The organism is Caulobacter sp. Root655 (assembly GCF_001427665.1).
GTDB lineage: Bacteria > Pseudomonadota > Alphaproteobacteria > Caulobacterales > Caulobacteraceae > Caulobacter.
Genome location: NZ_LMHC01000001.1, coordinates 106,668 through 130,169 on the forward strand (window position 1 = coordinate 106,668; position 23,502 = coordinate 130,169).

Genomic DNA, 23,502 nt, shown 5'->3' on the forward strand with positions numbered 1-23,502 from the left:
GATCAGAGCGCTCCGGTTTGGGCGGCGATCACCCAGACCACGATGGCGCCGACCACCGCGAAGGCGATGGCGCAGGCGCCGGACATGTCGGCGACCTTCGGCGTGAAGCCGCGGCCGACGTCCCAGAAGGACTGGCGGACGGTGTAGGCCAGGTTGAACAGCAGGGCGACGGTCAGGCCGAACAGCACCAGCTTGCCGATCAGCGACCCCAGCAGGCCGGTGTAGCAGGCGTAGGCCTCGGGCCCGGAGGCCAGCGACAGCGCCCAGCCGGCCAGCAGCAGCGCGCCGACATAGAGGGCGATCACGCTGCCCCGGTGCAGGATCGAGCAGGCCATGGTGATGTGCCAGCGCCAGACCTGCAGGTGCGGCGACAGTGGGCGCTCGGGAAGTCCCCCGCTGGTGTCGGTCATGAAAACGTCCAACCCTTTGGCTTTGTGCGTTGCGGGATGCTTTTAAGCGCGACACCCCCGGTGTCAACGCGACCGCCCTTGTTGAGAAACGTTCTCAGCGTCGCCGTGGGGAGCGGCGAACTACAATACTCAAGCTTGGGTGACGTTCGCTCTCCCCTTGCGGAGACGGAGGCCCCCGGACTTGGCCGGGGACAGGCGCATGCGCCTGTCCCCGACCGACACCTTGAACTCCCGAAGGGGAGAAGGATCAGACGCGGAACAAGTTCAGCATCGCCCACTGCAACAGCATGATGGTCTTGGCGTCGCGGATCTGGCCGGACGCGATCATCGCCATGGCCTCGTCGATCGTGCGCTCCAGCACCTCGATCTCCTCGCCCTCCTCTTCGAGGCCGCCGCCGTCGGAAACCTTCATCGAGGCGTCGTATTCGGCCACGAAGAAGTGCAGGGTCTCGGTCACCGAGCCTGGGCTCATGAAGGCCTGGAACACCTTGCGCACTTCGGTCAGGCGATAGCCGACCTCCTCCTCGACCTCGGCGCGGATGCGTTCCTCGGGCGAGGCGTCGTCCAGCAGGCCGGCGGCGGTCTCGATCAGCAGGCCGTCATAACCGACGGCGTAGGCCGGATAGCGGAACTGCCGGGTCAACAGCACCGCGCGGGTCGACAGGTTGTAGGGCAGCAGGGTCGCGCCGTCGCCCCGGTCATAGGTCTCGCGGCTCTGGGTGCGCCACTGGCCGTCATTGCCGCGCCAGTCGAAGACGGTCTTCTTCAGCAGGTACCAGTCGTGGGACAGCACCTTCACATCCTTGACGCGGATCCGGTCGGCGACGCTCATGCTCACTCAATCCCTTATCTTGGCCACGTAGTCGGCCGAACGCATTTCCTGCAGGCGCGACACCGTGCGCTCGAATTCGAAAGACCCGTCGCCAGCCGGGTACAGGGCCTCGGGCTCGCCGTCGGCCAGGGCCACCAGCTTGGCGTCGGCTTCGTAGAGCGAGTCGATCAGGGTGTTGAACCGCTTGGCCGCGTCGCGCCGATCGGGGGTCAGCAGCGGCACGTCCTCGAGGAACAGGGTGTGGAAGCGCGCGGAGATCGCCAGGTAGTCCTGCGGGCCCAGGGTCTGCTGGCACAGGCTGGCGAACGAGGCCCGCAGCAGGCCGCCGGCGGCGCGCGGGAAGCGCATCTTGCGGCCTAGAACTTCCACGGTGGCCCCGGTCTCCTCGGCCCCGTCCAGCATATCGGCCCACAGGGCGTCGAACTCGGCCAGGTTCTTCCTGTCGTCGGGCGACAGCCAGGTGCGGGCGGCCCGCAGCCGGTCCAGGCGGAAATCGACCGGGCCGCGCACGGCCACCACGTCCATCCGCTCCTTCAGCATGGCGATGAAGGGCGTGAAGAGCTGGCGGTTAAGGCCGTCCTTGTAGAGGTCGTCGGGCGGCCGGTTGGAGGTGGCCACCAGGGTGACTCCCTGGGCGAACAGCGCCTCGAACAGCCGGCCCAGGATCATCGCGTCGGCGATGTCGGTGACCTGCAGCTCGTCGAAGCACAACAGCCGGGCCTGGGACGCGATCAGGTCGGCGGTCGGGGCGATCGGGTCGTCGCCCTTGTGCTGGCCGAACCGCGCCTTGCGCTCGGCCGCGTCGCCCTTGCGCCAGGCGTCGATATGGCCGTGGACCTCGGCCATGAAGGCGTGGAAGTGAGCGCGGCGCTTCCTGTCGACCGGGGCGCTGTCGAAGAACAGGTCCATCAGCATCGACTTGCCGCGCCCCACCGGGCCCCACAGGTAGACGCCCTTCTGGCCCTTGGGCTTGCGCCCGAACAGCGAGAAGCCCGGCTCGCCGGCGTTGTCGAGGTCGGCCTCCAGCCGCGACAGGGCGTCGACGGCGGCGGCCTGGGCGGCGTCGGGCTTGATCTCGCCCTGGGCCAGGCGCTGACGATAGGCGGTGCGGACGGATGTAGGCATCGCGGACGGGGTTAGCGCGCGGCGGCGCTCAGGAAAAGCGGAACGTGGCCGGAGGCGGGTTCGTTCTTCTCGGGAATGCAAGGAGACCCGTCATGGCCCGACCCGAAGACCGCACGATCCCCTCGGACCTCGCGCCCGAAGGCGCGACCGCGGCGCTGTATGACGCCGACGACAACCTCGAGCTCGACGCCGGCGCGACGCCGCGCAACGGCGACCTCGACCACCAGCACGGGACCAAGACCCGCCAGGCCCGCAAGAACGAGATCAGCAAGAGGGCGCTCTAAACCCCCAGGTCCTTCCGCACGAACCGGTACGTCTCGCGGCGCTCGCAGGCGCAGGCCTTCATCTTGCCGTCCTTGCCCCACCAGACCAGCAGCGGATAGGCGAAGTTCACGCCATTGGCCTTGAGCAGCGGCCGCAGGTCCTCGACGGTCTTGCGGCCGGCCTCGATCACCGCCGTGCGGGCCACGTCGCCGTCGGCGGGATGGAGGCCCGCCGCCGTCCAGGCCTCGACCGGGGTGGCGTCCCAGCGTTCCGACAGCGCCCAGTCGCGGTTGACCCACAGCTCGGCCACGGTCGCCCGCTCGGCCGGGGTGGACTTGGGCACGCCGTTGCGGTCGGCGCGGGCGATCTCGATCAGCCGGGTGTCGACGCCCGCCTTGTGCAGGCGCGGATACTCCTCCTGCTTGAAGCGCACGCAGTCGGGACAGGTGCGGAAGCTGACCATGTAGAGCCTGGACCCGGTCAGGCCCGGCGACACCCAGCCTGAGCTCTCGAGGATCTTGGTGATCTCCGCCTGGTTCTTGGTGATGGTCTTGGGCCGCCAGCGCAGTTCGAAGTTCCAATAGGCCCAGACCCCCGCTCCGATGGCGACGATCACGACGGCGAGGACCAGCCAGCGGCCGAGGTTTTTCATGAAGCGCTCCTGAATGCCCGGCCGCCAACCTCGGACGGCGCGGCCTCCACGTCAAATTTCCCGCTGACCGTGCGGACCTCGCCTTGGAAGCGGAGCCGGGCTTGTCTAGGGTCGCCGCATGGTCAATCCGCGGGGCGCGCCGGCCGGCCCCCACATCATCGACACCCTGATCGCCGAGCGCGCGCCCCGGCTGTGCGGCTCGCCGGCCTGGCCCTTGGCGCGCGGACCGCTGTACGCCCTGCTCAGCTACGGCAAGGCCCGGGCCATGGCCGACGCCATCGCCTCGATGGCCGGCCGCGCGGCGCTGGAGTACGTTTCGAACCTGCTGAGCGTGAAGGTCGAGGTCCACGGCCTGGAGAACCTGCCGGCCAGGGGCCGTGTGCTGATCGTCTGCAACCACCCGACCGGCATCGCCGACGGGGTGGCGGTCTACGACGCCCTCAAGGCGCGGCGGCCCGACCTGATGTTCTACGCCAACGCCGACGCCCACCGGGTCTGTCCCGGCCTCGACGAGGTGCTGATCCCGGTCGAATGGGTCGACGCCAAGCGCACCCTGGGCCACACGCGCCAGGTCCTGCAACGCACCAAGGCGGCGCTGGAGGCCGAGAGGGCCCTGATGATCTTCCCGGCCGGCCGCCTGGCGATCCGGGTCGAGGGCCGGCTGACCGACCGCCCCTGGCAGGCTTCGGCCGCCGCCATCGCGCGCTGGTATGACGCGCCGATCGTCCCGATGCACTTGACCGGCCCCTGGTCGATCCTGTTCCACCTGTTCGACGGCCGAGCCCAGGAGTTGCGCGACATCACCCTGTTCCACGAAATGCTCAACAAGCGCGGTCGCCGCTTCTCGCTGACCGTCGGCCGCCCGATCCCGGCCCAGGCGCTCGACCCCGACGCCGCCGTGGCCGCCGAGGCGCTGAAACACTTCGTCGAGCGCGTGCTGCCCTCCAACCCCGAGGCGGTGTTCGGATGATCGAGGTTTCCCTACCCGACGAGGCCGCCACCCAGCGGCTGGGCCTGGCCTTGTCCAGAGCCCTGCGGCCGGGCGACGCCGTCTGCCTGACCGGTCCGCTGGGGGCCGGCAAGTCGACCCTGGCCCGGGCCATGGTCCGCGCCCTGACCACGCCGGACGAAGAGGTGCCCAGCCCGACCTTCACCCTGGTGCAGTTCTATGACGGCCCCGATTTTCCGGTCGCCCATTTCGACCTCTACCGCGTGACCGACCCGGACGAGGCCTACGAGATCGGCCTGGAAGAGGCTTTGGAGGACGGGGCGGCGCTGATCGAATGGCCGCAGCGGCTACAGGGCCGTCTGCCGGCGAACCGACTCGATATAGACATCACGCCCATCGCCGGTGAAGACGGCGAGGCGCGGCGGGCGGTGCTGACCGCCCACGGGACCTTCGAAGGACGCAAGCTTGAGCTCTGATCGCCAAACCGCTCCAAAGACAGCCCGCGAAGCGGCGAAGGCGGCCTTCCTGGCCCGCCACGGTTTCGGCGACGCCCGCCGCGAGTCGCTGGGCGGCGACGCCTCGACCCGCAGCTACGAGCGCCTGCATCGCGGGGTCGAGAGCTTCATCTTCATGGACCAGCCGCCCGCCGTGGAAAGCTCGGTCTGTCCGCCGGGGGCCAGCGACGCCGAGCGCATCGCCCTGGGCTACAACGCCGCCGCCCGCCTGGCCGCCGGCTCGGTCGCCGCCTTCGTCGCCACCGCCGCCTATCTGCGCGGGCGCGGCCTGTCGGCCCCACACGTCCTGGCCTACGACATCGAAACCGGCCTGGCCGTGCTGGAGGACCTCGGCGACGGCCTCTACGCCACCCTGATCGCCAACGGCCAGAACGAGCGCCTGCTCTACGAGACCGCCGTCGATGTCCAGGTCGCTCTCCACGCGCAAACCCCGCCGGACATTCTGACGGCCAATGGCGAGGATGGGGGCGAGGATGGCGGCGTCGCCTGGCCGCTGCTGACCTACGACACCTTGGCCCTGAAGATCGCCACCGACACCTTCCTGGAATGGTGGCCGAAGTTCGCCGGCATCCCCGCCTTTAGCGACGCCGCCATCGCCGACTGGGACGCCCTGTGGGCCCCGGTCTGGGTGCGCGGCGAGGCCGGGGCCAGCGTCTTCACCCACCGCGACTACCACGCCCAGAACCTGGTCTGGCTGCCCGAGCGCGACGGGGTGGCTCGGGTCGGCCTGCTGGACTTCCAGGACGCCCTGCGCGCCCACCCGGCCTGGGACCTGACCCACCTGCTGCAGGACGCCCGCCGCGACGTGTCGCCGGACCTGGAGGCGGCCATGCTCGACCGCTACCTGGCCGCCCGACCGGAGATGGATCGCGAGGCGTTCGTCCACGACTATCGCGCCCTGGCCGCCTCCAACGCCGCGCGGATCCTGGGCCGGGTGTTCGCCCGCCAGTCCCTGCTGGGCCGCCCGCAGTACGAGGCCTTCATGCCGCGCACCTGGCGCTATCTGGAGCGCAACCTCGAAGACCCGGCGATGGCGGGGCTCAAGGCCTGGTTCGACGCCCACGTCCCGGCGGAGGCCCGCCGATGAGCGCCGCCCATGCGCCCAGGATCGCCATGGTGCTGGCCGCCGGCCTCGGCACCCGCATGCGCCCCCTGACCGACGACCGGCCCAAGGCCCTGGTCGAGGTCGGCGGCAAGGCGCTGATCGACCACATGCTCGACCGCCTGGCCGCCGCCGGGGTCGAGACCGCGGTGGTCAATGTCCACTATTTCGCCGACCGGCTGGAGGCGCACCTGGCCGCCCGCCAGGCCCGGGGCCTCGCCCCACGCATCGTCATCTCCGACGAGCGCCCCCAGGCGCTGGAGACCGGCGGCGGCGTCAAGCACGCCCTGCCGCTGCTGGGCGACGATCCCGTGTGGGTGGCCAACATCGATTCGGTATGGATCGAGCACGGCGGCTCGGCCGTCGACGCGGTGGCCCGGGCCTGGGACCCGGCGACCATGGACGTCTGCCTGATGCTGGCCTCGACCGCCGGGTCGCTGGGTTTCCACGACAGCGGCGACGTGTTCCTCGACGGCGGCGTCGTGCGGTTCAAGGCGCCGGGCGAGACCGGTCCGCTGGTCTATGTCGGCGTCCACATCTGCAAGCCCCGGATCGTGGCGGACGGCCCCGACGGCCCGTTTTCGCTGACCCCGATCTGGAAGGCCCTGGCCGCCGAGCATCGGGTGCACGGTGTCGCGCCGGACGGTCTGTGGATGCACGTCGGCGACCCTGGAGCCGTGGCGGCCGCCGAGGCCAGGCTAGCCAAGACAACCCCGGCATGAGCGCAGCGGCCCCCTTCGACACGCCGGGGCCGCGCTGGTTCTCGATCCCCGCCCATCGGCCCTTCGTCGAGGACCTGGCGCGCGGCCTGCTGACCGCCCTGGCGCCGCTGGGACCCGAAGCCCTGCCCCGCGCCACCGTCCTGACCCCGACCCGGCGTGGCGCCCGCGCCCTGGCCGACGCCTTCGTGGCCGCCGGCGGCGGCAAGGCCCTGCTGCTGCCGCAGATCCGGCCGCTCGGCGACCTGGACGAGGGCGAGCCGCCGTTCGAGCCCGGCGAGATCAGCCTCGACGTGCCGCCCGCCGTCTCGTCGCGCCGCCGCCGGTTCGAACTGGCCCGGCTGGTCGCCGACCACGCCCACCTGCTGGATTTCACGCCCCAGGCCGGCCAGGCCCTGGAGATGGCCAAGGCCCTGGCCGAGTTCCTCGACAGCTGCCAGATCGAGGAAGTGATCACCGACGACGGCCGCCTGGACGGCCTGGCCGAAGGCGACCTGGCCCAGCACTGGCAGGTCTCGGCGCGGTTCCTGAAGGCGATCCTCACCGCCTGGCCCGATCGGCTGCGCGAGCTGGGCCTGATCGATGTCAGCGACCGCCGCGTGCGGCTGCTCAACGCCCTCTCGGACCAATGGACGACCCAGCCGCCGCAGGGCGTGCTGATCGCCGCCGGCTCGACCGGCACCGCCCCGGCCACGGCCCGCCTGCTGGGCGTGGTCGCCGGCCTGCCGCAGGGCGCGGTGGTGCTGCCCGGCCTTGACGAGGGCCTGGCCGAGGACGCCTGGGCCCAGGTCGGCGAGCAGCACCCGCAAGGCGCCATGAAGCGCCTGCTCGACCGGTTCGGCGCCACCCGCGCCGACGTCCGGCCCTGGTGGCCCGAAGCCGACAGCCGGGGCCGCTGGCGCCGCCGGCTGATCAACGAGGCTCTGCGCCCGGCCGAGGCCACCGCCGACTGGCTGGCCCAGATCGACCGCCTGCGCGCCGAGGCTCCCGGCCTCGATCCCATCGCCGAAGGGCTGAAGGGCCTGTCGCTGATCAGCGCCCGCACCGAGGAGGAGGCGGCCGTCGCCTGCGCGCTTCTCTTGCGCGAAGCGCTAGAGGATCCGGGGCGGACCGCCGCCCTGGTCACCCCCGACCAGGAACTGGCCCGCCGGGTCAGCGCCCGCCTGGCCCGCTGGGGCGTGGTCGCCGACAGCTCGGCCGGCGCGCCCCTGGCCGCCAGTCCGGCGGCGATTCTGGCCCAGCACGTCGCCGGCCTGGCGGTCGATCCGCTCGATCCCGTGCGCCTGCTGGCCGTGGCTAAGCATCCGCTGCTGCGCGCCGAGGCCCTGGCCGCCCGCGACCTGGAGCTGAAGGGCCTGCGCGGCCCCGCGCCGCGCGACGCCGACCAGTTGCTGGGCAAGCTGGCCGACCATCCCGAGGCGCGAACCCTCGCCGAACGGGTGCTGGCCGCCGCTCGCCAGGCCGCCACGCCCTATGTCGACGACCAGGGCTCGCCGGCCGCCGCCGCCCGCGCCCTGGTCGAGAGCCTCGAAGCCCTGGCCGATCCCACCGACCTGTGGGCCGGCTCGGCCGGCGAGAGCCTGGCCAGCCTGCTGTCGTCGCTGATCACCGACGGCGTCGCCTTGCCGCCGGCCTCGGCGATCGGCTTTTCCGACCTGCTCGACCGCCTGGTCAACGAGGAGACCCTGCGCACCGGCGGCGCCACCCACCCGCGCCTGCGGATCTTCGGGGCCATCGAGGCGCGGATGGTGCGGGCCGACCGGCTGATCCTGGCCGGGCTGGAGGAGGGCATCTGGCCGAAGAACGCGCCGATCGACCCGTTCCTGTCGCGGCCGATGCGCGAGCGCCTGGGCCTGCCGCCGCCCGAGCGCCGCATCGGCCTGACCGCCCACGACTTCGCCCAGGCCGCCGCCGCGCCCGACGTCATCCTGGTGCACAGCGAACGTCGGGGCGGGGCGCCGGCGGTCGAGAGCCGCTGGCTGTGGCGGCTGCGCACCCTGGCGCGCGGCGCGGGCCTGGCCCTGCCCGAGCGGCCCGACGTCCTGGCCTGGGCCCGCGACCTCGACGCGCCCGGCCCCTACGCCCCGATCGCGCGTCCGGCCCCGACCCCGCCGGTCGCCGACCGGCCGCGCAAGATGGCCGTCACCAGGGTCGAGGCCCTGACCCGCGACCCCTATGCCGTCTGGGCCCGCGACATCCTCAAGCTCTATCCGCTGGACCGTCCCGACGAGCCGGTCGAGGCCCGGGCGCGCGGCACGGCGATCCACGCGGCGTTCGAGACGTTCGCGCTCGCCCATCCCGGCCCGGTGCCGGCCGACGCCGCCGAGATCTTCGCCGGGCTCTACCTGTCGCAACTGGTCGCCGCCGGCATGCCGCCCGCCGCCCTGGCCCGCGAACGCGCCCTGGCCCGCGAGGCGGCGCTGTGGGTCGCCGACCTGGAGACACGACGCCGGGCGGGGGCCGAGCGCATCGTCGTCGAGGCGGCCGGGTCCCTGACCTTCGACATCGGCGGCCGGCCATTCACCGTCACCGCCAAGGCCGACCGCATCGAACCCACCGCCGACGGTCTGGCCCACATCCTCGACTACAAGACCGGCGCCGCGCCGTCGAAGAAACAGGTCGAGACCGGCTTCTCGCCGCAACTGACCCTGACCGCCGCCATCCTGCGGGAAGGCGGCTTCCCGGACATCGGCCCGCGCGAGCCCGGCGACCTGACCTATCTGCGGGTCACCGGCCGCAAGCCCGCCGGCGTCGAGGAGGTGCGGGCCGCCGCCGGAGTCGACAGCCAGGAGGCGGCGATCAAGGCGCTGAACGGCCTGCGCGAACTGGTCGAGCGCTACGACAACCCGGACCAGCCGTACCTGTCGCGCGTGGCGCCACAGTTCGTCCACGACCATGCGGGCGACTATGGGCATCTGGCGCGGGTGTTCGAGTGGTCGACCAGCGGGGATGACGGGGAGGGTTCGGAGTGAGCGCGAACCTGCCGGCTCAACAGGTCCTCCCCCTGTGGGGGAGGCGGCGCGAAGCGCCGGTGGGGGGAGACGTCGGACGGCGGATCACTCCCCCCACCGTCGGCTTCGCCGACACCTCCCCCACAGGGGGAGGACTTTCATGATCGACCCCCAGCGCATCGCCGCCGACCCGGCCATCTCGGCCTTCGTCACCGCCAACGCCGGTTCGGGCAAGACCAAGACCCTGATCGACCGGGTGGCGCGCCTGCTGCTGGCCGGCTCGACGCCCGAGGCGATCCTCTGCGTCACCTACACCAAGGCCGCCGCCGCCGAGATGCAGCGGCGGCTGTTCGAGCGGCTGGGCGAATGGTGCGTGACCCCCGACGCCGAGCTGCGCCGCCGCGTGGGCGAGCTGGAGGGCAGCGATCCGGCCACCTTCAGCCACGCCGAGCTGTCGCGGGCCCGAGGCCTGTTCGCCAAGGCGCTGGAGACGCCGGGCGGCCTGAAGATCCAGACCATCCATGCCTTCTGCGAAAAGCTGCTGCGGCGCTTTCCGCTGGAGGCCGGGGTGTCGCCCGGCTTCACGGTGATGGACGACTCGGCCTCGGCCGCCATCGCCCAAGGGGCCCTGCGGCAGGTGGCGACCTGGGTCACCGACCATGACGACGCGTTCGCGGAGGCCTATGCCCGGTTCTCGGTGGCGCTGGACTTCGCGTCGTTCGAGGCGATGTTCGCCACCTTCGAGACCCAGCGCGGGGCGATCGGGACCTATCTGGCGGCCAAGGGCGGCCTGTCGGGGGCGATCGCCGACGTCTGGAAGGTCTGCGGCTTCCACTACGGGGCCAGCAGCGTCGAGGATGTGACCGCCGAGGCCATGGCCGAGCTGGACCGCGACCTCTGGCGTTCGGTGGCCGAGGTGCTGCTGAACGGGACCAAGACCGACATCAAGTGCGCCGGACTGATGCTGGCGGTGGCGACCGACCCCCGTGCCGACCTCGACCAGGCTCTGGCGGCGCTGTTCACCGAGAAGGGCGCGGGCACGCCCGCGACCTGGCCGGCCAAGACCTCGGGCCTGAAGACCCGCGAGGACCTGCGCGCGCGGCTGCTGGCCGAACAGGAGCGGTTGGAGGAGGCCCGTGAATGGCTGCGCGCCGCCCGGGTAGCCGAAGACAGCGCCGACGCCTTGCGGCTGGCGGGGCTCTACATCTCCTCCCACCAGGTCGAGAAGGCGGCTCGCGGCGCCCTCGACTTCGCCGACCTGATCGACAAGGCCAAGACGCTGCTGACCGAAAAGGTCGACGCCGCCTGGGTGCTCTACAAGCTGGACGGCGGCATCGACCACATCCTGCTGGACGAGGCCCAGGACACCGCCCCCGACCAGTGGGCGATCCTGCGGGCTCTGACCTCCGACTTCTTCGCCGGCGAGGGTGCGGCGCGGTGGCGGGCCCAGAGCAAGAATGGGGGGGAGGACACCCGAACCCTGTTCGTGGTCGGCGACGAGAAGCAGTCGATCTATTCGTTCCAGGGGGCCGATCCGCAGCGCCTGCTGTCCGAGACCCAAGCCTATATCGCCCAGATCACCGCCGCCGACCGGGTGGGCAAGGCCGTGCCGCTGACCATGTCCTACCGCTCGACGGTGGAGGTGCTGAGCTTCGTCGACGCCCTGTTCTCGGCCCCCGAGACCCGCTCGGGCGTGCCGGCCCCGGCCGGCGAGGACGTGGTCCGCCACCAGCCGTTCCGCATCGACCACAAGGGCTGCGTCGATCTGTGGCCGCTGGAGCGCGAGCTGCCCGGCGAGGAGCGTGAGGCCTGGGACGCGCCGCTGGACGCCGAGAGCCAGCACGGCGCCAACCGCCGCCTGGCCGAGAAGATCGCCGTCGAGATCCAGGCCCTGATCGCCCGCGGCGATGCGGTGTTCGACAAGGAGACCCGGGTCTGGCGCCCGGCCCATCCCGGCGACGTCATCGTGCTGGTCCGTCGGCGCAAGGCGCTGTTCGAGGAGGTGCTGCGGGCCCTCAAGCGGCGCGGCGTGCCGGTGGCGGGCGCCGACCGATTGAGCCTGTCGGCCCACATCGTGTTCGACGACCTGTTGGCCCTGGGCCGGTTCTGCCTGTTCCCCGACGACGACCTGACCCTGGCGGCCCTGCTGAAGAGCCCGTTCTGCGGCCTGTCGGACGATGATCTCTACGTCCTGGCCAAGGGCCGGCCGGGCACGTTGTGGCGGGCGCTGGAGCAGCGCGCGGCGGAGCAGCCGGCCTGGACCGCCGCCCACGTCCTGCTGCGCTGGGCCTTGGCCGAATCCCGTCGCCGGCAGCCGTTCGAGTTCTACGCCCTGCTGCTGGGCCGAGTGGACGACACCGTGCGCTCCAATCGCGCCAAGGTGCTGACCCGCCTGGGCGAGGAGGCGGCCGAGGCGCTGGACGAGTTCCTGGCCCAGGTGCTGGCCGCCGAGGCGCGCGGCGTGCGCGACCTGGAGGCCCTGGTCGCCGACTTCGCCAGCCTCGACATCGTCGTCAAGCGCGAGATGGAGGGCGCGCGCCAGGAGGTGCGGGTGATGACCGCCCACGGCGCCAAGGGCCTGGAGGCCCCGATCGTCTTCCTGCCCGAGACCACCATGAAGGGCGGGGCGCGCGGCTCGCCGCTGCTGGCGACGGAGGAAGGCGGCTTCCTGTGGTGCGCGTCCAAGGCCAACGATTGCGAGCCTTCGGCCCGGGCCCGCGAGCGCCGCGAGAAGAAGGACGCCGAGGAGGCCCTGCGCCTCTACTACGTGGCCCTGACCCGAGCCCGCGACCGGCTGATCCTGTGCGGCCGCATCGACGCCCGCACCAAGGACGAGAACGTCGGCGGCTGGTACGCCGCCGCCCAGGCCGCCTTCGCCCATCCCGACGTCGAGCCTGGGGTGCGCGAGATCAGCGAAGAGCTCGCCAATGGGGGGCGCCGGCGCTTCGGTCCCGATCCGCTGCGGGCCGAAACCCCGGCGCCGCGCCTCGTCCCGGATGCGATCCCGACCCCGGCCTGGACCTTGGCGCCCGCCAGGCCCGAGACCCCCGCCGCCCGCTACGCCGCGCCCTCGACCCTGGAGGACGAGGCCAGGGGCAGCGCGCCCTCGCCCCTGGCGGTGATCGAGGGCCTGGGCCGCTACCGGCGCGGCGAGATCATCCACCGGCTGCTGCAGTTGCTTCCCGACCTCGAGCCCGAGGGCCGCCGGACGGCCGCCGGACGCTTGCTGGCCGCCGAGCACGACCTGACCGACGACCAGCGCCAGGAAATGGCCGCCGCCGCCTTCGGGGTGCTGGAGGACGACCGCTTCGCGCGCGTGTTCGGCCCCGGCTCGCGGGCCGAGGTCGCGGTGGCCGGCGGCGCGGCGGGCCTGCCCAAGGGCTTGGCGATCTCCGGCCGGGTCGACCGGCTGGTGGTGACGCCGGAGCGGGTGCTGGTGGTCGACTACAAGACCAACCGCCCCTCGCCGGCCCGCATCGAGGACGCCGATCCAGCCTATCTGTCGCAGATGGCGGTCTATGCCGCCGTGCTGGCCGAGGTGTTCCCCGACCGGCCGATCGAGGCAGCGATCGTCTGGACCGATGGTCCCAAACTCATGGCGGTTCCAGAAAAGGTGATGGCCGCCGCGCTGGCCCGGCTGTTCTAGATCATTGCCGAGGGGGCGCCGGCCCCCTAAATCTTGCTGCAAGCGGGGAGCGAATCCCCAAACCTTTGTTTTTCTTGCGCGCGCCGGCGAGGCTTTCGCCGCCGGGCGCCCAGATGGAGCTGCCTGATGAGCACCGTAGTGGTGACCGACGAGTCCTTCGAAAAGGACGTTCTGCAAGCCGACAAGCCCGTCCTCGTCGACTTCTGGGCCGAATGGTGCGGTCCCTGTAAGCAAATCGCCCCCGCCCTGGAGCAGATCTCCGAGGAACTGGCCGACCACGTCACCGTGGCCAAGGTCAATATCGAGGACAGCCCCACGACCCCGTCGCGCTACGGCGTGCGCGGCATCCCGACCATGATGCTGTTCCGCGGCGGCCAGATGGCCTCGATGAAGGTTGGCGCCATGCCCAAGGCCAAGATCCTCGAATGGCTGAACGAAGCCGGCGTGCAACAGCCGGCTTGAACCTCACGGTTTAGCTGAGACCGCCAGCCGCCCATCCCGCCGACGCGGGGTGGGCGGTTTGGCGTTCGAGGGCCTGCTTCTTGGCGCCCTACTTCTTGCCCGAAGTGACGATGAACGGCGAAACCGAGGCGGGAGCGGCTTTCTTGTCGGCCTTCGGTTTGCGGGTTTCCTTGTTGGATTTCTTCTGACCCTTGGCCATGCGCGTTCCTGCCAGGACGCTCGCGCGCCGGGGATTTCCAGCAGGCCGAGCCGCCCTATCGGCGTGACGCAAGTCTAGAGGTTTGCCCGACGCCCGCCTAAGCCTTTCGACGCGATGCCCTTCATTCAACGCGCCCGGGCGCGTGATGTCCGATTGCGTGGCCCGTCGCTTTGAGGTCCTCTGATGTCGTCATTCATGGAATCCCCGGGCCGTTCGAAAGCTTGAACATCTCCGCATGCCGCTTCCCGAAAGCCCCTTCAGACCCGACCGCGACCGCGCGTCGCGACGCGACGGCGTCTCGGCGTGGCGGGGGTTTTCGCTGATCGAGGCGCTGGTCGTGCTGGTGGTCGCCGGCATGGCGTTGATGTTGGTTTTCTCGATCGGGCTGCGCGCTGTGGACGCGGGTTTCCGGCTTGGCCGTCGGTCGCTGGAGACCGCCGACCTGCGGTTCGCCGACGAAACCCTGAGGCGGATCGTGCGCGGCGTCGAGATGGCGCCGCTCGCCGTGACGGCGCCCGCCCCGACGGCGGCCACCGCGCGCTTCGCGGGCGACGCGCGGGGCTTCGTCGGCGACGTGCTGCTGCGGTCCGCCACACCGTGCGCCGACGCCGGGCCGGTTCGCGCCCTGAACGTCCGGCTGCAGGCGCGGCCAGAGGGCGACGTCCTGATCTGCGCCGCTCCGGGGCGCGCGCCCACGATGTTGCTGGACCTGCGCCCGCGCCGCGCCCGATTCGCCTATTCCGACGACGGCGCGGCCTGGCGAGACGGCTGGCGGCCGTCCCGCCTCCCGCTCGGACTCCCCGCGCCGCCCCGGGAGCAGTCGGTCTATGTCCGCCTGACCACCGACGACGGCGCGATCCAGTTGATCGAACGCGCCAGCTCAGGCCGACCCGAGCTGGCGGGCCGGGATGCGCCGAGACCGGACGCGGGCGGCTTGCCGGCGCCGCCGACGATCGGGGAGCCTCAGCTTTGATCTCCGTCCCGGACTTCGCCCCGGATCTCGCGTCGCGTCGTGGCTTCGCCTTGCCGGCGGTGTTGGTGGTGGTGGCCGTCGTCGCCCTGGTCGTTCTGGCCGAGGTCTCGGCCCTGCGCGGCCTGGCGCGGGAAACCCGCGCGGCCGTCGATCAGGCGCGGCTCGACACCCAGGCGCTCGATCTCGAGGCCCAGGTCGCCTGGATCGTCGCCACCGGACGGCCGGGACCCGACGCAATGACCCGTCCGGACGATCCTGGCGACGCGAAACTGTGGATCGACGGGCGCCCGCAGGCCGTGAACTGGGCGCCGGGCCTGGAGGTCGCCGTGCAAGATGAGGCGGGCCTGGTCAATCTCGGCATCCTCGACAGGGCCGGACAGGCGGCGTTCCTTCGGGAAGCGGGCGTCAAGCCGGACAGGGTCGCGATCATGCTCGACCGCCTGGATGACTATGTCGACGGCGACGGCCTGGTCCGGACCGACGGCGCCGAGGCGGGCGATTACGCCCGGGCCGGGCTCGCGCCGCCGCTGAACGCGCCGCTGGATCGGATCGCCCGCCTGAACGGGATCCTCGGTTGGCGCGAAGCGATCGATCTGAACGCCTGGTCGCGGCTGCGCGAGGCGGTGGTCGTCGACCCGACCTCGGCGGCGGTCAACATCAACACCGCGCCGGCTCCGGCCCTGGCCCTGGAATTCGGCCTGACCGCGAACCAGGCCCGCGCTGTGATCGCCCGCCGGCGGGAACGACCCTTCCTGAGTCTCGAGGACCTCGGCCGTGCGGTCGGACGGCGGATGGTGGGCGATTCCGAGCGGGTTTATGGCTTCCCCAATGGCCGCTTCGCCGTCAAGGTGAAGTCATCGACGGGGCGCGCGGCCTATCACGCCAGGATCGTGCTGACGCCGCGCGATCCCGAGCGTCCGTTCTGGATCGAGGAGCGAACGCTTCTCGTCGACACGAACCATCGAGAGACACCCGCCCGTGCCGATACGCCTTTTGTTCCTGTCGCCTCGTTTGAGACGCCTGACCCTGGACGGCCGGCTCGAGCCCCTTGAAAGCCTCGGCGGCGCGGCCTGGCGAAAACCGATCATCGTCCTGGCGCGCGAACTCTGCCTGTTCAGCCTGTTCGATCCTCGCGCGGCCAGCGGCGCGGCCGCCATGGCCGCCGCACGGCTGCACGCCGCCGCGGCGGCGCCCTTCGAGAACGCTGGCTGGCTGGTGCGGCGGTCAGGGAGGCAGATCGTCATCTGGTGGTGGGATCAGACCCGGGTCGCGGCCTTGCTTGGGCCGGCGTTCGCCGGCGCGTCGCCGATCCTGGCGCCCGAGAGCCTGGCGCAGGCCGCCGGCGGCGACTGGCGGATCGTGCGGACCGCGACGGGTTTCGAGGCGCAGCTGTGGGACGCGGGCGGCCTCATAGGGTCCAGCTGGCAAAGGACGGCCTTCGACGCCGCCGCGTGGTCGACGTTCGTTCGCGTCCAGCCGCCGGCCGTCCGGCCCGCGCCGATCGAACCGCCGAACCCCGTTTCGCCACCGCCGGCCCGGCCGGCCGGCCTGGGTTCCGCCGGCTGGCGCGACGTCCCGGCGTCCGAATGGGCCAGGGCGGGGGTGGTCGGCGGCGCCGTCCTGCTGGTGTTGCTGGCGGCGTTCTGGCTGGGCCAGGGCCTGCGGCTCAAGCGCCAGAGCGAGACGCTCGAAGCCCAGGCCCTGGCCGAACGCAAGGTCGCGCCGGCCCAAGACACCGGAGCCCGCGATGACACCGAGCAGGCCCGGCGTCGCCTGTCCGGCTATCGCGCCCTGGCCGACCGGCCCAATCCGATCGCCGCCCTGGGCGCGGCCACGCCGATCCTTCGGCTGTATGGGGCGCCCATTCAGGGCGTCGACGCCGAGGGCGACTACCTGACCCTGACCTTGCCCTACAACACGCTGGACCGGATCGATCGGGTGGCGGCTGATCTGAGGGCCAGCGGCGCGTTCGTCGAGGTGCGCCCCACCACCGACCCAGCCCGCCGGGTGATCCTGCTGCGTCTGAAGGCGACCTCCGCCGTCAATCCAGGCGCGTGAAGCGGCAGGGCGCTTCGGCCGGGGCCAGGTGCATGATCGGCTTGCCGTCCCGCATCAATGTGACGCCGGCGTTCGCGCAGGCTCCGCCCTCGTTGATCGCGATCGGCCGCGTCAGGCGATAGGTCCAGCCCGGTCCAAGATCGACGACCCGAAGCGTGGCGCGGCCGTCGAAGCGGGCTTGGGCCCCGAGGTACGCATCGCTGTCGACCAGCAACAGCGACGCCTGACCGTCCGCCGCATCGCGCCGCAGCGCGCCCACCTGTCGCTGGAAATCGAAGAACACCGTCTGCGCGGTCATCCGGTCGAGCAGCACCGCGCCACGCGGCATGACCAGGGCCACGGCCAGGGCCATGATCGCCAGGACGATCAGCATCTCCAGCAGCGAGAACCCGGCGCGGGATCCGCGGCGACCTCTAGACACCCGCGCCATTGCGGATATCCGCCGCGCCCCCGGCTCCCCCCGGCTTGCCGTCCGAGCCGAGGCTGATCACGTGCGGAGGCTGTTGCGGATCGGTGGTCGGTTCGTAGACATAGGGACGTCCCCAGGGATCGGGGGGTAATCCGCCGCTCAGATAGGGACCATACCAGCCGCTGACGGCCTTGGGGTCGGCGTGCGACAGCAGCTCCAGTCCCTCGGAAGCGCTCGGATAGCGGCCGATGTCGATGCGCATGGTCTCCAGCGCCGTCTCCAGCGACCGGACCTGAACACGCGCCGTCGTCACCTTGGAGCGATCCAGCTGGGCGAACAGCCTGGGTCCCACCAGGGCGGCGATCAGGGCGATGATGGTCAGCACGATGAGGATTTCCAGCAGGCTGTAGCCCGCCTGTCGCCGTGCTCGCCGAGGACGTTCCGCGTGCCGCCGCATCGTTGATCTAACCCTGTTTTTGAAGGCGAATTAAAATAGCAGCGTTTGGGCAACTCTATACACTAACTTGAGAGTCGGCAGCGAGGTGGGACGATGCCTATACCCCCTGGGACAGCGTCGCTCCAGGCCGCCCAGCCTTCCGAAAGGCTGGCCAAGGCCTGGTCGCGAATGACCGCGCGTGAGCGCGCCCTGGCGATCCTGGCGATCCTGATCGCGCTGCTGACCGCCGCCACCTCGAGCCTGCAGTGGAGCGGCCAACAGCGTGAGCGCTACGCCAACGCCCAGGCCGACCTGATCCTGGCGCGACAGATCCGGGCGGCGACGGCGCACGAGGGCCTCGACGGGTTCAATCGCGCCCAGGTGAACAACCTCGACGCGCTGTCGCTGAACTACGCCGACCCCTGGATGGCCCGTCTAGACCTCGAGCGTCGCATCGTCGCGGCCGCCGCCGAGGCGGGGCTGTCCGAGCCCGAGATCCGCATCGCCGAGGGGATCGAGGACAGCGGAGGCCTGCCCGTCCTGAAGGCGGAAATCACTGGCGCCTACGCCGCTGCGCCCTTCGTCGCCTTCCTGAAGCGGATGACGGTCAGCCCGCCTGAATTCTTTATCGACCGGCTGCAGGTCGAGGGCGCCGACACCACCCGGTTCCGGCTGGAACTTCTGTTTCCAGCAGGGTCCGTCGGGCAACCGACGCATACCGGAGCGGCGCCCACGTCATGAGGCCCGCCCTCCTCCTTCTGGCGCTGGGCGCCCCGGTCGCCGTCCTGACGGGATGGACCTGGCCTGGATCGCCGCCCGCGCCCCTGCGGGTCACCCGCCACGTTCGCCCCGCGCCGGCGCTGGTCCTGACCAGCGCCAACGGCGACACCCTGTCGTCATTGACCGAAGCCGAGCTGGACATCGCCGGCGCCGCGCCCCCGTCGCCGAGCGCCGGCGATCCCGTCGACGCCGAGCTGGCGCTTGCGCCGGCCCCGCCGCCGCCGCCCCTGCCGCCGCCACCACCGGTCGAGGCGGTGTTCCGCCGGCAGGTCAGCGCGGTCGTCGACGAGGGCGCGGGACGCATGGCGGTGCTACTGGTCGAGACCGGCGAGGAAACCCGTCAGACCCGGGTGCTGCGCCCGGGCGACCTGTTCGTCGGGCGCTGGCGGCTGGCGGCCCTGTCCTCCGACGGGGCGGTGCTGGAAGATGGCAAACAAAGGCGGCGCGTGTCCTTCTACGACGCGACGACGGCCAATTAGGAAAGACGCTCCCGGCTTGACCTCAGATCGCATGTCCCCGCGCCCCTACGTGAACCTGGCCTTGATTTGGGCGGTCGGCCTGACCGCGCCATTGGCCGGGTGCGCCTCCTATGGCGCGTTTTCGACGCCCGTGCAGGGTCGAGGCGAAGCCGCCGCGCCGTTGTCCCCCGCCCTGCCGCCCGCCGCGCGCGGGCGATCGGCCGGGGCGGACATGCCGCTGACCGACGCCGCCATCGCCGGCCTGACCTCCGAGCAGCCGCTCAATGTCGCCCTGCCGCCGCAACCGCTACCGCAACTGGTCAACACCGTGCTCGGCGACCTGCTCGGCGTGCCCTATGTGATGGCCCCGGAGATTGCCGTCCGCACGGACATCGTCGTCATGCGCGGCGGTCCGACGATGTCGCATCGCGATCTCCTGCGGTTGCTGAGGTCCGCGCTCGAGACCTACGGCGTGCAGCTGACGACGCGCGACGGCGCCGTCCAGGTCTCGCCGAAGACCGGCGGCGGCGAGGTGACCGCGCCCGACTTCCTGGCGGCGCGCCCTGACGCGTCGGGAACCATGGACCTGCAGCCGGTCACCCAGCGCTTCCAGGCCAGCCGGATCGAGGTGGAGGCCCTGGCCAACCTCTCGACCGCCATCCTGCCCCAGGCCCGCAATCTTGGCGCCACCCTCGACAAGGCCAGCAACAGCCTGACCCTGTCCGGGCCCGCGCGCGACGTGGACGCGACGTTGTCGCTGCTCCGCCAACTGGACCAGCCCCGCTTCGCGGGCGCCAGCGTCTTCCGGGTCGAACCGATCTACTGGTCCGCCGACAGCCTGGCGCGCTCCCTGGAGGACGCACTGCGCGGCGAGGGCTTCACCGGCGGCGAGGGCGCGCCGGCCGTTCCGCGATCGGTGATGATCGTCCCGTTCGCGCGCGCCAACCAGATCCTGGTCTTCGCGCGCGATCCGGCGGTCATCGAGCGGGCGCGGGTGCTGGCCAGCAAGCTCGACCAACCGACGGGCGGCGGCGCCCAGACGGCGACCTTCGTCTACTATGTGCGCAATACCGACGCCCAGTCCCTGGCCAGCCTCGTCGCCAGCGCCAACGCGGGCGGCGGCGGGGCGTACAACCCCGCGCCCCCGGGCGTGCCCGGCGCCGCGCCGGCTCTGACCTCGGCGCTGAACAACGCCGGACAGGGCTATGGCCCGGGCGGGCCAGCCGGCGGCGCTGGCGGCGGCATGTTCCTGGGGGGCCGGGTGGTGGTCGATCCGGGCGGCAACCGGATCCTGTTCACTGGGCCGGCGGACGATTTCACCCAGCTTCGCAACCTGCTGCTGACGCTCGACGCCCCGCTCCGTGAGGTCCTGGTCGAGGTGACCATCGCCGAGGTCACCCTGACCGACGAGACCCGCGTCGGACTGGAATGGTTCTTCACCCATTCCGGGTCGCGCGGCGTGACCAGCGGCGGCACCCTGGGCAACCTCGGGATCGGCACGTCGGGCCTCAAGCTCAACTTCACCGGAACCGACCTGCAGGCCGCCTTCAACGCCTTCGCCTCCAACAACAACGTCAATATCCTGTCGCGCCCGCGGCTGGTGGCGCGCAGCGGCGGCGAGGCCAAGATCCAGGTCGGCACCGACGTGCCGATCATTACCTCCCGGGCCAACAGCTCGACCCAGACCGGTGGCAGCACCGATATCCTGCAGACCATCCAGTATCGTCAGACCGGCGTGATCCTGCAGATCCGGCCGCTGGTCTATGGCGATGACCGTGTCGATCTGGAGATCACCCAGGAAGTCTCGAGTCAGCAGCCCAATTCCAACGCCTCGATCGGTAGCCCGCTGATCCTCAACCGCAACATCAGCACCCAACTTTCGCTGACCGAGGGCGCCACGGCCGTGCTGGGCGGGCTGATCGACAGCAGCTTCACCAAGGGCAATTCCGGCATCCCGTTCCTCAAGGACATACCGCTGCTGGGCTCTGCGTTCCGGTCGGACACCGTGAGCGGCGGCAAGACCGAACTGGTGATGCTGGTGACGCCGCACATCGTCCGCGACACCGAGGACATGAACCGCTGGGCCCGGCGCTATGGCGACGAGATGGACGACGCTTTCAAGATCGGGCGGGGCTGGTCCTACACGCTGACGCCGTTCACCGTGCGGGCCCTTGGCGCGGACCTGGCGCGGGAAAAGCCCGTCGTCGCGCCTGGCCGCTAGAGCATTTTCGAGCGAAGCAGCTTCCGGTTCGCGTGAAGAAAATGCGTCAGAACAAAGCTCTAGGGCGCGGCGGTCCGGCGTCGCCAGCCGACGCGGTCCAGGTCGAAGGCGTTGAGCTCGGTCCCGTCCGCGGCCAGCAGGCGCACCCGCAGTCTGTAGAGTCGCAGGTCATAGTCGCCCTGCCCGCCCTCATAGACGGTGTTGGAGCGGGCCTCGGTGAGCGGCTGGGCCACCCAGGACAGCCGCCGGCCTTGTCCGAGCGGCAATTGGCCCAGCGGCCGCTCGGTCGGGTTGAGATCGCGCAACAGGGCCAGGGCGTCGCGCTGCAGGGCGACGCCGGCCAGCGCCTGTTCGTAGCGGTGTTCGGCCCTCGTCAGCTGACGTTGCAGCGTCAGCAGGGCCAGCAGACACATGGCGGCGATGGCCAGGGCGACCAGCGCCTCGATCAGGCTGAACCCGGACCGGCCCTTCATGCCGGCAACCTGGTGAGAATCACCGCCAGCAGAGCCGGCAAGGCGAGGCAGGCGCCCAGCGGCACCGCCGGGGCGTCGCGGATCGGGCCGCGATGTCGCGCCCAACCCCAGCCCACGCCGATCATCGCGCCCGTCACCAGCACCCAAAGCCCTGGCTCGGGTCCGACCAGGGCTCCGATGGCGGTGAGCAGCTTGACGTCGCCCAGGCCCAGACCCTCGATCCTGCGCAGCCGCAGGAACACCCAGCGGACGGCCCCCGACAGCCCGCCCAGCGCCAGGGCGCCGAGGACCAGGTCGCGGGGCGGCATAGCCAGGGGTCCGACGATCGCCAGGGCCAGCAAGACCAGGACATAGAGATCCGGGATCAGCTGATGGCGCGCGTCGACGATCAGGACGGCGACGAGCACCAGGCTGGCCACGGCCAGCGCCAGGGCCAGGGCGAAGCCGCCGCTCAGGATCCCTCCGACCAGGACGTAGACCACGGCGCCGCTCGCCAGGGCGACGCCGGCCAGCCGCGGGCCCTGGGTCCAGCCGTCCTGGCCTTCGCCGATCCGCGCCAGAAGCCGCCGCGGCGCGAAGCCGGCCGCGGCGGCGACCAGCAGCAGGGCCCCGCCGCCGGCGATCCATGATGCGGGGCCGCCGAGGGTCGGGTTCAATAGACGGTCTCGTAGACGCTGGCCAAGGCCATCACCAGGGCCAGGGCGATGATCCCGACCAGGACGGCGATCGCGGCGATGGCCAGGGGCTCGACCAGGGCGGTCATGCGCTTGACCCCGTCGCGGACGCGGTCTTCGTAGCTGGCCGCCATGTGCGCGAACATGGCCGGCAAGGAGCCCGAGCGCTGGCCAGCCCGGACCAGGCTGAGATCCATGGGCGTCAGGCGGGTGTGGCGCGCCAGCCCGTCGGCGACGGCGACGCCGGACCGTAGCTCGCCCTCGAAGGCGCGCAGGCCCTCATGGAAGGGTCCCGGCGGCACGCTGGTCCGGGCCAAGGCGGCGGTGGACAGCAACGGCGCGTCCTGGGCAAGGCCGAACGCCATCAGCCGAGCCCACAGGCCGATCTCCCGCTCGCGCAGCAGCGCGCCGAGCAGGGGTGTTCGCCGCGCGAGGTCGTAGAGCTGGGCTCGGCCGGCCGGCCGGCCGAACACAGCCACGCCAGCCGTGACCAGGCCGGCCAGCAACAGGCCCAGCCACAGGGCGTGGGCGTTGACGAACATCCCGAGGTCGAGGACCAAGCGCGAGATCAGCGGCATCCGCCCGGCGCTGGGGTCCAACATGGTCGCGAAGCGCGGCACGATCTCCACGAAGATGAACCCGACGGCGGCCACGCCAGCGCAGGCCAGGAAGGCCGGGTAGGTCAGGGCGTTGACGATGTCGCGCCGCAGACGGTCTTCGTCGGCCATCTGGTCGGCGGCGTCGGACAGCACCTGGGCGATGCGGCCGGACGCCTCGCCGATACGGGCCATGGCGTAGACGTAGCGCGGAAAGCCGGGCGCGTGGGTCTCCAGGGCCTGGGCGAAGGGCTCGCCATGCCGAAGCGCCTGGATGACGGCGGCGAACTGGCGGGCGCCGCGGCTGGCCTCGATGCCCAGGGCGGCCGTCTCCATCGCCTCCAGCAGCGGCACGCCGGCCTTCAGCATCAGGCCCAGCTGGCGCAGCAGCAGCACCCGTTCGGCGAGTCGCAGGTCGCGATCGGCGGTCCTCGCGCCGCCAGGGGCCACGGGCGACAAGCGCGTCACCGTCAGGCCCTCGGCGGCCAGGACGCGAAGGACGGCCGCCTCGCTGGCGCCGCCGACCACGTCGCTGACCACCCGGCCATCGCGGGCCACGGCCCGATAGCGAAAACGAAGCTCGCCTGGCGCCGACATG

Annotated in this window: 24 protein-coding genes; 14 read left to right on the top strand and 10 right to left on the bottom strand. The window is 71.5% G+C overall.

The window, feature by feature from the left end; translation table 11 throughout:
• Window positions 1-2 precede the first annotated feature (2 nt).
• The 3 genes from sdhC to zapE all read right to left on the bottom strand — a co-directional run bounded on the left by sdhC (window position 3) and on the right by zapE (window position 2,367).
• Complete coding sequence (sdhC, locus tag ASD79_RS00540; protein WP_056719839.1) at window positions 3-410, bottom strand: succinate dehydrogenase, cytochrome b556 subunit; 408 nt, start codon at window positions 408-410, stop codon at window positions 3-5.
• 247 nt (window positions 411-657) lie between these two features.
• On the bottom strand, window positions 658-1,242 hold the full coding sequence (locus ASD79_RS00545; RefSeq protein ID WP_056719050.1) for an NUDIX domain-containing protein: 585 nt from the start codon (window positions 1,240-1,242) through the stop codon (window positions 658-660).
• A 6-nt stretch (window positions 1,243-1,248) separates the two neighbouring features.
• Window positions 1,249-2,367, bottom strand: a complete 1,119-nt coding sequence (zapE, locus tag ASD79_RS00550) for a cell division protein ZapE (RefSeq protein WP_056719052.1) — start codon at window positions 2,365-2,367, stop codon at window positions 1,249-1,251.
• Window positions 2,368-2,459: 92 nt separating this feature from the next.
• On the opposite strand from zapE, the gene ASD79_RS00555 reads away from it, so the two are divergent.
• Window positions 2,460-2,651 (top strand): hypothetical protein, encoded by a 192-nt coding sequence (locus tag ASD79_RS00555; protein ID WP_056719055.1) that lies wholly within the window; start codon window positions 2,460-2,462, stop codon window positions 2,649-2,651.
• On the opposite strand, the gene ASD79_RS00560 is transcribed toward ASD79_RS00555, so the two are convergent.
• Window positions 2,648-3,283, bottom strand: coding sequence for a hypothetical protein (locus ASD79_RS00560; RefSeq protein WP_056719057.1), 636 nt, complete (start codon window positions 3,281-3,283; stop codon window positions 2,648-2,650). The two genes, ASD79_RS00555 and ASD79_RS00560, sit on opposite strands and share 4 nt — an antisense overlap.
• A gap of 118 nt (window positions 3,284-3,401) precedes the next feature.
• Between ASD79_RS00560 and ASD79_RS00565 the strand changes: the two genes are divergently transcribed.
• The 7 genes from ASD79_RS00565 to trxA all read left to right on the top strand — a co-directional run bounded on the left by ASD79_RS00565 (window position 3,402) and on the right by trxA (window position 13,627).
• Window positions 3,402-4,253 carry a 1-acyl-sn-glycerol-3-phosphate acyltransferase gene (locus ASD79_RS00565; protein WP_156400299.1) on the top strand — a complete coding sequence of 284 codons (852 nt, stop codon included), beginning with the start codon at window positions 3,402-3,404 and terminating at the stop codon, window positions 4,251-4,253.
• Complete coding sequence (tsaE, locus tag ASD79_RS00570; protein WP_056719059.1) at window positions 4,250-4,708, top strand: tRNA (adenosine(37)-N6)-threonylcarbamoyltransferase complex ATPase subunit type 1 TsaE; 459 nt, start codon at window positions 4,250-4,252, stop codon at window positions 4,706-4,708. Before ASD79_RS00565 ends, tsaE begins: the two co-directional genes overlap by 4 nt.
• Complete coding sequence (amgK, locus tag ASD79_RS00575) at window positions 4,698-5,834, top strand: N-acetylmuramate/N-acetylglucosamine kinase AmgK (RefSeq protein ID WP_056719061.1); 1,137 nt, start codon at window positions 4,698-4,700, stop codon at window positions 5,832-5,834. Before tsaE ends, amgK begins: the two co-directional genes overlap by 11 nt.
• Entirely contained in the window at window positions 5,831-6,571 is a 741-nt protein-coding gene (murU, locus tag ASD79_RS00580) for an N-acetylmuramate alpha-1-phosphate uridylyltransferase MurU (protein ID WP_056719063.1), read from the top strand. The genes amgK and murU overlap by 4 nt, the downstream gene beginning before the upstream one ends.
• A complete protein-coding gene (addB, locus tag ASD79_RS00585) occupies window positions 6,568-9,540 on the top strand; it encodes a double-strand break repair protein AddB (RefSeq protein ID WP_056719065.1) in 2,973 nt (990 codons plus the stop codon). The genes murU and addB overlap by 4 nt, the downstream gene beginning before the upstream one ends.
• A gap of 139 nt (window positions 9,541-9,679) precedes the next feature.
• Window positions 9,680-13,165 carry a double-strand break repair helicase AddA gene (addA, locus tag ASD79_RS00590; protein ID WP_056719067.1) on the top strand — a complete coding sequence of 1,162 codons (3,486 nt, stop codon included), beginning with the start codon at window positions 9,680-9,682 and terminating at the stop codon, window positions 13,163-13,165.
• A gap of 126 nt (window positions 13,166-13,291) precedes the next feature.
• A complete protein-coding gene (gene trxA, locus ASD79_RS00595; protein WP_007670322.1) occupies window positions 13,292-13,627 on the top strand; it encodes a thioredoxin in 336 nt (111 codons plus the stop codon).
• Window positions 13,628-13,715: 88 nt separating this feature from the next.
• On the opposite strand, the gene ASD79_RS23615 is transcribed toward trxA, so the two are convergent.
• Window positions 13,716-13,826 carry a hypothetical protein gene (locus tag ASD79_RS23615; protein ID WP_156400300.1) on the bottom strand — a complete coding sequence of 37 codons (111 nt, stop codon included), beginning with the start codon at window positions 13,824-13,826 and terminating at the stop codon, window positions 13,716-13,718.
• Window positions 13,827-14,061: 235 nt separating this feature from the next.
• Between ASD79_RS23615 and ASD79_RS00600 the strand changes: the two genes are divergently transcribed.
• The 3 genes from ASD79_RS00600 to ASD79_RS00610 all read left to right on the top strand — a co-directional run bounded on the left by ASD79_RS00600 (window position 14,062) and on the right by ASD79_RS00610 (window position 16,857).
• Window positions 14,062-14,799 (top strand): type II secretion system protein, encoded by a 738-nt coding sequence (locus tag ASD79_RS00600; protein WP_056719073.1) that lies wholly within the window; start codon window positions 14,062-14,064, stop codon window positions 14,797-14,799.
• Window positions 14,800-14,864: 65 nt separating this feature from the next.
• Window positions 14,865-15,851 carry a general secretion pathway protein GspK gene (locus ASD79_RS00605; RefSeq protein WP_235524292.1) on the top strand — a complete coding sequence of 329 codons (987 nt, stop codon included), beginning with the start codon at window positions 14,865-14,867 and terminating at the stop codon, window positions 15,849-15,851.
• Window positions 15,778-16,857, top strand: a complete 1,080-nt coding sequence (locus ASD79_RS00610; protein ID WP_156400301.1) for a hypothetical protein — start codon at window positions 15,778-15,780, stop codon at window positions 16,855-16,857. The genes ASD79_RS00605 and ASD79_RS00610 overlap by 74 nt, the downstream gene beginning before the upstream one ends.
• Here ASD79_RS00610 and ASD79_RS00615 read toward each other — a convergent pair.
• Together ASD79_RS00615 and gspG are read right to left on the bottom strand one after the other, a co-directional pair.
• Entirely contained in the window at window positions 16,841-17,287 is a 447-nt protein-coding gene (locus tag ASD79_RS00615; protein ID WP_082584752.1) for a type II secretion system protein, read from the bottom strand. The genes ASD79_RS00610 and ASD79_RS00615 overlap by 17 nt on opposite strands.
• On the bottom strand, window positions 17,271-17,723 hold the full coding sequence (gene gspG / locus ASD79_RS00620; RefSeq protein ID WP_056719079.1) for a type II secretion system major pseudopilin GspG: 453 nt from the start codon (window positions 17,721-17,723) through the stop codon (window positions 17,271-17,273). The genes ASD79_RS00615 and gspG overlap by 17 nt, the downstream gene beginning before the upstream one ends.
• Before the next feature lie 168 nt (window positions 17,724-17,891).
• Here gspG and ASD79_RS00625 point away from each other — a divergent pair, with 168 nt between their 5' ends.
• The 3 genes from ASD79_RS00625 to ASD79_RS00635 are packed head-to-tail and all read left to right on the top strand — an operon-like array spanning window position 17,892 to window position 21,161.
• Window positions 17,892-18,443, top strand: a complete 552-nt coding sequence (locus ASD79_RS00625) for a hypothetical protein (protein ID WP_056719080.1) — start codon at window positions 17,892-17,894, stop codon at window positions 18,441-18,443.
• Window positions 18,440-18,961 (top strand): hypothetical protein, encoded by a 522-nt coding sequence (locus ASD79_RS00630; protein WP_056719081.1) that lies wholly within the window; start codon window positions 18,440-18,442, stop codon window positions 18,959-18,961. The genes ASD79_RS00625 and ASD79_RS00630 overlap by 4 nt, the downstream gene beginning before the upstream one ends.
• 31 nt (window positions 18,962-18,992) lie before the next feature.
• Window positions 18,993-21,161 (top strand): secretin N-terminal domain-containing protein, encoded by a 2,169-nt coding sequence (locus ASD79_RS00635; protein ID WP_056719082.1) that lies wholly within the window; start codon window positions 18,993-18,995, stop codon window positions 21,159-21,161.
• Between the two features lie 59 nt (window positions 21,162-21,220).
• Here ASD79_RS00635 and ASD79_RS00640 read toward each other — a convergent pair whose 3' ends face one another.
• The 3 genes from ASD79_RS00640 to ASD79_RS00650 are packed head-to-tail and all read right to left on the bottom strand — an operon-like array spanning window position 21,221 to window position 23,501.
• A complete protein-coding gene (locus tag ASD79_RS00640; RefSeq protein ID WP_056719083.1) occupies window positions 21,221-21,634 on the bottom strand; it encodes a prepilin-type N-terminal cleavage/methylation domain-containing protein in 414 nt (137 codons plus the stop codon).
• Window positions 21,631-22,290 carry an A24 family peptidase gene (locus ASD79_RS00645; protein WP_056719087.1) on the bottom strand — a complete coding sequence of 220 codons (660 nt, stop codon included), beginning with the start codon at window positions 22,288-22,290 and terminating at the stop codon, window positions 21,631-21,633. The genes ASD79_RS00640 and ASD79_RS00645 overlap by 4 nt, the downstream gene beginning before the upstream one ends.
• Entirely contained in the window at window positions 22,287-23,501 is a 1,215-nt protein-coding gene (locus ASD79_RS00650) for a type II secretion system F family protein (RefSeq protein WP_056719088.1), read from the bottom strand. The genes ASD79_RS00645 and ASD79_RS00650 overlap by 4 nt, the downstream gene beginning before the upstream one ends.
• Between the last annotated feature and the right edge of the window lies 1 nt (window position 23,502).

Excerpts from the sequence above, each read along its gene's own strand:
- ASD79_RS00565 (WP_156400299.1), top strand. The coding sequence starts at position 3,402 with ATGGTCAATCCGCGGGGCGCGCCGGCCGGCCCCCACATCATCGACACC.
- ASD79_RS00630 (WP_056719081.1), top strand. The coding sequence starts at position 18,440 with ATGAGGCCCGCCCTCCTCCTTCTGGCGCTGGGCGCCCCGGTCGCCGTC.
- ASD79_RS00640 (WP_056719083.1), bottom strand. The coding sequence starts at position 21,634 with ATGAAGGGCCGGTCCGGGTTCAGCCTGATCGAGGCGCTGGTCGCCCTG.
- ASD79_RS23615 (WP_156400300.1), bottom strand. The coding sequence starts at position 13,826 with ATGGCCAAGGGTCAGAAGAAATCCAACAAGGAAACCCGCAAACCGAAG.
- ASD79_RS00635 (WP_056719082.1), top strand. The coding sequence starts at position 18,993 with ATGTCCCCGCGCCCCTACGTGAACCTGGCCTTGATTTGGGCGGTCGGC.
- trxA (WP_007670322.1), top strand. The coding sequence starts at position 13,292 with ATGAGCACCGTAGTGGTGACCGACGAGTCCTTCGAAAAGGACGTTCTG.
- gspG (WP_056719079.1), bottom strand. The coding sequence starts at position 17,723 with ATGCGGCGGCACGCGGAACGTCCTCGGCGAGCACGGCGACAGGCGGGC.
- ASD79_RS00650 (WP_056719088.1), bottom strand. The coding sequence starts at position 23,501 with ATGTCGGCGCCAGGCGAGCTTCGTTTTCGCTATCGGGCCGTGGCCCGC.
- ASD79_RS00615 (WP_082584752.1), bottom strand. The coding sequence starts at position 17,287 with ATGGCGCGGGTGTCTAGAGGTCGCCGCGGATCCCGCGCCGGGTTCTCG.
- addA (WP_056719067.1), top strand. The coding sequence starts at position 9,680 with ATGATCGACCCCCAGCGCATCGCCGCCGACCCGGCCATCTCGGCCTTC.
- ASD79_RS00545 (WP_056719050.1), bottom strand. The coding sequence starts at position 1,242 with ATGAGCGTCGCCGACCGGATCCGCGTCAAGGATGTGAAGGTGCTGTCC.
- addB (WP_056719065.1), top strand. The coding sequence starts at position 6,568 with ATGAGCGCAGCGGCCCCCTTCGACACGCCGGGGCCGCGCTGGTTCTCG.
- tsaE (WP_056719059.1), top strand. The coding sequence starts at position 4,250 with ATGATCGAGGTTTCCCTACCCGACGAGGCCGCCACCCAGCGGCTGGGC.
- zapE (WP_056719052.1), bottom strand. The coding sequence starts at position 2,367 with ATGCCTACATCCGTCCGCACCGCCTATCGTCAGCGCCTGGCCCAGGGC.
- murU (WP_056719063.1), top strand. The coding sequence starts at position 5,831 with ATGAGCGCCGCCCATGCGCCCAGGATCGCCATGGTGCTGGCCGCCGGC.
- ASD79_RS00600 (WP_056719073.1), top strand. The coding sequence starts at position 14,062 with ATGCCGCTTCCCGAAAGCCCCTTCAGACCCGACCGCGACCGCGCGTCG.
- ASD79_RS00560 (WP_056719057.1), bottom strand. The coding sequence starts at position 3,283 with ATGAAAAACCTCGGCCGCTGGCTGGTCCTCGCCGTCGTGATCGTCGCC.
- ASD79_RS00625 (WP_056719080.1), top strand. The coding sequence starts at position 17,892 with ATGACCGCGCGTGAGCGCGCCCTGGCGATCCTGGCGATCCTGATCGCG.
- ASD79_RS00555 (WP_056719055.1), top strand. The coding sequence starts at position 2,460 with ATGGCCCGACCCGAAGACCGCACGATCCCCTCGGACCTCGCGCCCGAA.
- sdhC (WP_056719839.1), bottom strand. The coding sequence starts at position 410 with ATGACCGACACCAGCGGGGGACTTCCCGAGCGCCCACTGTCGCCGCAC.